At 61.1% G+C, this 7,532-nt stretch carries 5 protein-coding genes; all 5 read right to left on the reverse strand.

Annotated elements, in window-relative coordinates:
* Positions 1 to 275: 275 nt before the first annotated feature.
* Entirely contained in the window at positions 276 to 2,243 is a 1,968-nt protein-coding gene (locus AC1DJW_RS24060; protein WP_441429372.1) for a zinc-ribbon domain-containing protein, read from the reverse strand.
* Complete coding sequence (locus tag AC1DJW_RS24065; RefSeq protein WP_476902713.1) at positions 2,233 to 3,288, reverse strand: TniB family NTP-binding protein; 1,056 nt, start codon at positions 3,286 to 3,288, stop codon at positions 2,233 to 2,235. Before AC1DJW_RS24065 ends, AC1DJW_RS24060 begins: the two co-directional genes overlap by 11 nt.
* A 17-nt stretch (positions 3,289 to 3,305) precedes the next feature.
* A complete protein-coding gene (locus AC1DJW_RS24070; protein ID WP_476902714.1) occupies positions 3,306 to 5,417 on the reverse strand; it encodes a Mu transposase C-terminal domain-containing protein in 2,112 nt (703 codons plus the stop codon).
* A gap of 86 nt (positions 5,418 to 5,503) precedes the next feature.
* Positions 5,504 to 5,761 (reverse strand): hypothetical protein, encoded by a 258-nt coding sequence (locus AC1DJW_RS24075; RefSeq protein ID WP_441429375.1) that lies wholly within the window; start codon positions 5,759 to 5,761, stop codon positions 5,504 to 5,506.
* Entirely contained in the window at positions 5,758 to 6,495 is a 738-nt protein-coding gene (locus AC1DJW_RS24080; protein ID WP_476902715.1) for a TnsA-like heteromeric transposase endonuclease subunit, read from the reverse strand. The genes AC1DJW_RS24075 and AC1DJW_RS24080 overlap by 4 nt, the downstream gene beginning before the upstream one ends.
* Between the last annotated feature and the right edge of the window lie 1,037 nt (positions 6,496 to 7,532).

Raw genomic sequence — 7,532 nt, forward strand, 5'->3', positions numbered from 1 at the left:
AGTGAAGTTTAGTGCCTCGGCCAGGGCAAGGAAGCTCCCCAGCCGGACGCCCGGGATCTCCGCGCTCAATGCCACGCAATGGAAGCATGGAGACGTTGGCCCTCTCCGCTGCCGTTTCGTGACTTAGACCTAAGACGATTCGCCATTGGCGCAGACGCTCGCCCCCGAAAGTCCACTCACCGCGTAGTACTCGGTCGAAGGAGCGGACCGAGTATTACGCCACCACAGATGGACCTTCCAATACCGAAACGCGATCAAGCACTGCATCCTCCTTCCTACTCACCGTCCCACGCCCGCAGGTGGTTCTTCATCGTCTTAGGTATGGCCCTCATACCCGGCGGGCATCTGGTGCATCCACCCGCCCGGCGTCGGTTCGATACCGTGACGTATTGGGTGTGGCCGGCGGGGCAGGTCCAATAATGTTTAGCGTTCCCCGGTACCATTTCATCAGGCTGGCGTTCGTTGAGGTCGTAATCCCAGTCACGGACCAGCCGCGGCTCTCTTGTAGCAAGATCGGAGACGCCGGGGACCAAAATTCTTCCTGTTTCAACACGGCACGTGAGTATGGGATATTTGCAGCGGGAGATCACGCTCGCCGGGAACTCGTGGCCATTTGGGCATACCCACCAGACCACCTTCGTTGAGCCTGGCTTCACCTGGTCCGGTCTAAGTGTTCCGTTTCGGTCGTAGTTCCACTGTGTTGCGACGTCAGGGCGCAGTGTAGCGAGATCGTTGATACCTGGCAGCAGAATGTAGCCCCGGCAAATCTGGCAGCGTCCCCCAGAGGCGACGAGACTTGCCGGTGTCCGCACAAACGGGTGCCCCCGGGGGCAGCGCCAGACTATCCGGTCCCTCGAGTTGCCGGGGCTGAGCTCCCTAGGTGACTTCTCGTTGCCGGCATCCGGGTCCCAAAGCAATGCAAGCCGCGGGTGTGTGCTGGCGAGGTCGTTAGTACCTGGGAGTAGCTTCCGAAACCCGCAGTGAGGGCAGCCGCTTCCAAGCCGGGCGCGGTTGGAAAAAATCGCGTCATAATGGTGGTTCTGCGGGCATACCCAGTGTCCCATCTGGCCGCTGCCCGGACCCACCGTCCATGGCGACGGCCCTGGACCTGCTTCGCGGTCCCACTCGTCGACAAGCCAAGGCATCTTGTCGGCGAGGGAGTTGTATCCCGGGATGATTGTTCGACCTGAGCAGATCGAGCAAGAGGACTGATATAGGCCATGCCAGTGGTCCTTGTGCGGGCGCCGTCGCTGCACGTGTCCCTCCGGGCACATGTAGAGAGGACCTGGTTCTATCTGACGGTAGCGGTCATCCCACCACTGGTCGTCTCTTCGCCCGCTTGTGCGAACGCAGTCCAAATAGCTACGGAAAGGTTGAAGCGGGCCTCTGGTGCGGGATTCGGGTTGGATAGGATCGACGAGGGGTAACGGCTCTTCTGCGTTCAACTCCCCTTCCCAGCGATACCGGGCCGCCGCCGCCGTCCATCTGAGCATCAGCCATGCTTGGTCGGTTCCGGCGTCTGCGGACGGATTGGAAGCCTGCTCCATCCTGTGGGCGACGACGTCGTAGGCGGAGCCGTACGGCCGGTGCGCGTCGCAAACAGCACGAACGGCCTCAGCGTTCGTGACTGTTTCGAGGATCGCTGCCGCTGTGGGCAGGTATCCCGGCACAATCATGCCGTCCGATTTGTGCCCGACCGCGGATGCCGCCCGTCGAAAAGCTTCGTTGACGATAAGGGGGTTTGCGCCACTTAGGAGTATCCTCGCGGCCGCCTTGGCGATCTCACCATCGACAGGTTGGGAGTGTGTTGGCGCGGGCTGCGTCATTACCCAAAACAGCTGGCGGGACTTGCCCATCGTCGGTCCGGTCCACGTCTGGTGAAGGGGACACACAAGTTGTGCGGCTTCGGGGTGAATTGCGATGACCTCTCCTGCTGTGCAAAAGAGGCATGCATGCCATGCAGTTCTCATCGGGCGTCCGAGTAAGGCAAGCTGGTCGGCCCGGCTTCCTGCCAATTCGCGGCAAAGCACGAGGACTGCCTGCTCAGCGACATCGTTATCGACATGGCCGCCAGTCGGGAGGCCTTCGCCCTGTAGGTATTTCGCCACGGCAAGACGCCAGAGGTGGCCTGCAGGGGCGGCAGTGGCTGCGTCAATTCGAGAAGCGTAACTGGGGACAGTTTCCCCCGGGACCGGTTCTGGCACCAATAGGAGGGGCAGCCGGCCGGCCTGGTCAGGCCGCATGGCGCTCCTTCCGATCAGCGCGACGGCGACCGGCCTCCTCGCGGGTTGCGTCCTTGAAGCGGTTCTCTTCGGTGATCTCTGCGGCTTTGCGTTGTGCCAGGCCACTGGTGATGACTTCCCTTTCCGGGTCGTCTGCGTCGATGAGGTCGAGAGTTACGCGGCTAAGGATTGAGTTCAGATTGCCGATGCGTCCTTTGGCGAGATCAAAAAGCTCAGCTGCCAAAGCAATCCGGCCCGGTTGATTGTCGCCAAAGAGGGGTAACTCATCAATGAGGCCCTTGACAAGTTTTCGCCACGCTACCGAGCGCCTCGTCTCATACGAGGCCATCTCGGCTGACCGGTAGCGCTCGTAGATTTGAGCTCCTTCCCGGTCGATAAGCAGATTGGTTTTTTCAAGCGCGATGCCGGCCAGGAGGATGGGACAATCGATGTCATCTCCTAGCCGCCGGATGGCTGCGCTGACCTTCCGCGAGTGCGCGCCGCCGTATTTGAGGTTGTGAACGTCGTCGATGACAAGCAGCTCGGTGCGGCACCGATTGACGGCGTGCTGGACCATGTGCTCCAGCGTTGCCTCGGTCTCGCGCTTTCCGATCGGAAGGCCGTAGAACTCGGCGAGCATCCGGTAAAGTCCAAGCGGTGTTCCCGTTGAGGGAAGGTTCACGTAGGCCACAGGGACCTCACCACGATGTACGCAGTCGGGATCGTCACGAAGGCGTTGCGTCAGTAAGTCCAGCATGAGGATGCGAGCCACGGTCGTCTTGCCCGTGTAGGAGTCTGCGGACACGAGGACCCCGTGTCCGCCGCCACTGGCATATTGGTGTTCCCGCATGACCCGGACAACCACGGCTTGCACGTTCAGGTAGGAGTCGTTCCTGACCATGATGCCCCTGGTGACAACCTTGCGGCGGGTGTCGTTGTAGGTGCTGCGCTCCTGCGGCCCCATGGCCCGATACTCCGCGGTGCTCACCATATGCATCCCGGTTCCCAGGTCCAGCAGCTCCTCGATGAAGCCCTTGTGATACTTAAGGTCCCGGCCGCTGCGCACGCGAAGAGGGTATTCGATCACCTGCTCGCCCCGTTCACACCCTCGAATCCTTCCAGGTCATCTTCATCGTCGGACTCGTCGTTTCCTTCGTCAGGGGTCTCAGACACATACCCCTCCGGACCTAGGACGGTGTCAATATTCGGATGGATCCCCCGCTGCAGGCCCTGGATCTCACGTTCGGTGTCCATTTCGGCCTGCTTCTTGCGCTGGCGCCTCAGCTCCTGCAGGGCCACTTCGATGAAGCTCATGGTCGTCTCAGAGGAGGTGAACGCCGGATCCACGCGACCGTCATCGAGGATTTGGAGGGCCAACGTGCGAATTTCGCTATTGAATGGAATGTCCAGCCGGTCTTCCTTCCATTCGCAATCGATGTAGTTTCCGGTATCGGGGTCATAGACCCATACCATTCGGGGGTCTGCAGGCATGAAATGAACTTCCCACTGTCCGTCCAGTGTTGTGCCGGACGTCCGCCTCCGGAGCACGCCCAATTCCGGGGCGTCGTACATCCGGTATTCGATCTGGATGCCGTCGTTCTGGATGGTGCGGGAAAGCATCGGCAGAAGCCCAATGCGGTCGTTCCTGCTCAGGGGTTTTGGGATGAACCCGACGTAGGGAGACATGGCTTCGTACTCGGCGATCGGGCTGAGCAGCGGGCCGCCGCCCAGACGCGGGTCGCGCAGACCTTCAGTCGGGGTGTTGTGCCAGCCGTGCACGAGCCACCGGTCCAGCAGCCACGAGAACTCCCACAACGTGAGAAGCTCGCTTCTCTTCCACTTTCGTTTGCCCCTGCTCGACACCGAACCGCCGGTGAACCCGGGCAGTTTCGCCAAAAACTTCTTCTTGATCGTCCCGAACAAGTTCTCGGCTATAGCCTTGTCGGTCGGGGTGTAGGGCGCCGATCTGACGATGGTGAAGCCGATCATCCGCCCGGCCCCGTCGACCGTCCGGGACCGGTAATCCCTCGCGTTGTCGGTCATGATCAGCCTGGGCCGGAACAACGGAACCATCGCATCGAATCGCTCCCGTTCCGCCGGGTCAAACATCTCGATCCAGGGCAGGTCCCTGCGCTTCATCTCCCAGAGATTCTTCAGTTCCAGCGGCACATCAAAACGCGGGCGGGGCGTCATCGACTGGGCGATCATGAACGCCAGATCCGCCCCACAGATCTTCTTGGCGAGAGCGAACGCAGCGACACAGTGGGTCGCCCTGTCACTCATCATGGCGGCATCAGGTCGTCTTTCCGAGCCGTCCGGGAAGATCAGCAAGATGTCGAACAGTGTGGAATCGACCTGCATCTCCGAGCCCGGCAGCAGCGCCGGTCGCGTCCGGAAGACCCTGTCGGGAACATTCGCGGCCGAGTCGGCGTTTCCGGCGTCGCCGTCCAGGTACATGCCCTTGGAGAGCTCCTTCAGAATCCGGCGAAGCCTGCGGTCTCCCGGAACGCTGAACGTCCGTTTTGGATAGTTCTCTTCGATGCGCATCTTGACTATGGCCACCCGCTGGTCCCTGGTCACCCGGGGGGCATGGACACGCTCTCGGTTGACCGTCGCACAGGTCTCCAACACTTCGGGCGCGACATTGTCCGTGACCCGGTAATTGCGGGTTCTCCGGCCGTCAAGCAGGGATGCCGGGCCGTCCTGCAGGTAGGCTGTCGCGAGGCGGAATAAAGCCGAACGGGACATGGCCAGCTTCTTCGCGAACTCAGGATCGCGGTCCTTCAATTGCTCGCCAAGGGCTCTGAGCTCGGCTTCCTTGAGTCCGGCTCTGGACCACTGTGAAGAGCCCGGTCCATAACCTTCCCGGTAATCACTGGCGCCATAAGCCCGGCCAAGCGCGACCTCCTCGATATCTGCCTGCCTACGATCGACATCCTTTAAGAGCTCCGCTTGACGCTCGGCGGTCTTCCCCGTGCGGGCTGCTTCGGACTCGGCGGTGTTCAGTTGGGCTATCCGCCGCACGAGCCGGTCCTCCGCGGGATTCTCCTCGGCCACTCTGGCAACCGACGCAGTCACGTGTTCTCCGGTGTCAACGTCCAACAGGCCCAGCAGGGAGACGCCAAAGTGCGTGATCTCCCACTGCCGCTTTAGGTAGGTCACCGTGTCTCCGGCCTGGAATACGTTCCTTATCATTTCCTCACCTGCTAGGCCACTGTAATCGGTACGAAACGGAGGAATCCGCCGGACAAGCGGGGCGGCCTTCGGCCCGCTGGCCACTACTATCCACGCCCAGCAGACCGCTGAACTATGGCTCTCCCCGACTCCGCCGTCGCCGCGTTGGATGGTCTGCTCCGGACGCGACCCACGCCGGCCTCATTCGTCTCCCCGAGATCCGGCTGGGCGAGCTTGGCAAAAGAAACAGTCAGGCGCTCCCCGCCGTCGAGGTCCACGAGGCCAAGGAAAGATCCGCATATGGCAGTGATCTCCCACTGACGCCCCATGTAGTTCACACTGTCTCCGAGGCGAAGAGTCTTCATTGCCCGCCCCCTACCCCCGCAATGACCATGAGTCCGGAGTAGAAGGGCCCGGGCTCGGCAGGGACGACCTGCCGGTGGAACAACATGTTTGACAGCAGGGCATAGCCGACCCCCAGTTCTATCCGCGGATCCAGCACGCGCGCGGCTTCCTCCATCGTGTGCGGCACAGCCAAGAATGCAATAACGTCCCGAGCCATGGCCCGGTCAGGGACATACTCCTTGTAACGGAACGCGCACATCCACTCCAGGTTCGCCGCTTGCCACCCCCGGAAGCCGTGCATCACGCGGTACCCCCACCCCTGGGTCTTACAGGCCTCCTCCGTCAAGACCGCGGCGTGCACGAACTCTTTTTTCGTGGCAAACTCTTCAGGCTTGACGTCGACGATCACTGTGCTCCCGTCCCGCAGCCTTACGGCAAAGTCAGGATAGTGGAGCGTTCCGCCCGAGAACACGATTCCAAACGGCTGCGCAGCGATCCCGTCCACGTTGCCCTCGTGGTCCAGCTCCATGAGGCAAACGAGCTCCGTCAACGACTCGAACATGATCATCCGATGATCGCCACCAAACGGGTAGCTGCCCTCATAGTTGCGGCGGAACTTGTACGCGTTGCTGCGGCGGCACGGGCGGAAACCGGTCGGGTCGAGGTCGCGGACTGGACCGTCCAGGAACCACCAACGTCGCCTCCCGTCAGGTCCGAGTGCCAGCAACAGCGGATAAGGACTTGAATTCCCCACGTCACGAAATGGATTCTCCTTCAAGGCTGCCATGGTCATCACTCACATTCAGGAGAACCTGCGACCCTACAGCCGGGGCCTTTCGGTCCTCCGGTCTTTACAGGTCGGAAACGGTCGGCCACATCCACGTAACTTTCCCACCCGAAGTGAGGCGCTCTTCCGCACTGTCCTCGTGCATCCAATTCCGAGTGTCGAAAGGTAGTTCCAGCCCAAAAATGGCGAATCCAGAGGTCGACTAGAGATGTCAGCTCATCGACGGTCAGCAGAATGTCGTTGCCAGAGGCAGCGCTAACAATCGTTCGTCCTGGTTCGGTCAGCTTCTGCATGAATTGTTCAATCGGGCTTGCGGCAGGTTCCTCGACTGCGTTGTCGACTGGTGATCCGGCCGGCGTCGTCAAGGCATCATCCCGGGCCTGCTGGTAGCGGGTCTTACGCCCTTGAAGCCGGCCGCGGAAAAGGAAGGTCAGGAACCTGGCACCGGTGCAGACTTCGAAGTTCCCCTCCTCAACGCGCCTCAGCCGGCCCGTTCGGTGCAGGTACTCCCCCATCGATAGACCGGGGTCCGCAAGTTCGACCTCTTCAGCGATATTTGCGTGACCATCAGAAGTCGCTCGACCAAAATCGTTGGTGCCACGGCCCGGCGCTCCCGCCTCCGCACCTCGGCCAACACGCCATGCTGCGAACTGGAAGTATTCCGACCCACCTAGGTCAAACGAAAGCAACGCCTTTCTCCAACGCGCCGCTTCCTCCCGACCCAGAAGCCCATGACAGGCATCCAACGTAACGTCGGAGCGGTTCGGGTGGCCGAAACTTCTCCCTAAAACGATCCGACAGGGCTTGGGGTATTCCGCAAACTTTCCATGTGTGAGGGAACCTGTCCGGTCCCGGGGTTGCGTCCCGCTGAGTGGTGGAGTTTTCTCGACACCGTGCGGGTCAGTGATCTGATTATGCTGCAGTGAGTTCGGGGAGCAAAATCCCTTCTTTTACTGGTTCGGTCGTCGTGGTGTTCATGGCTTTGAGCTCGGCCATGGAGGCTT

The sequence above is a fragment of the Arthrobacter sp. 05L417 genome, assembly GCF_056397865.1.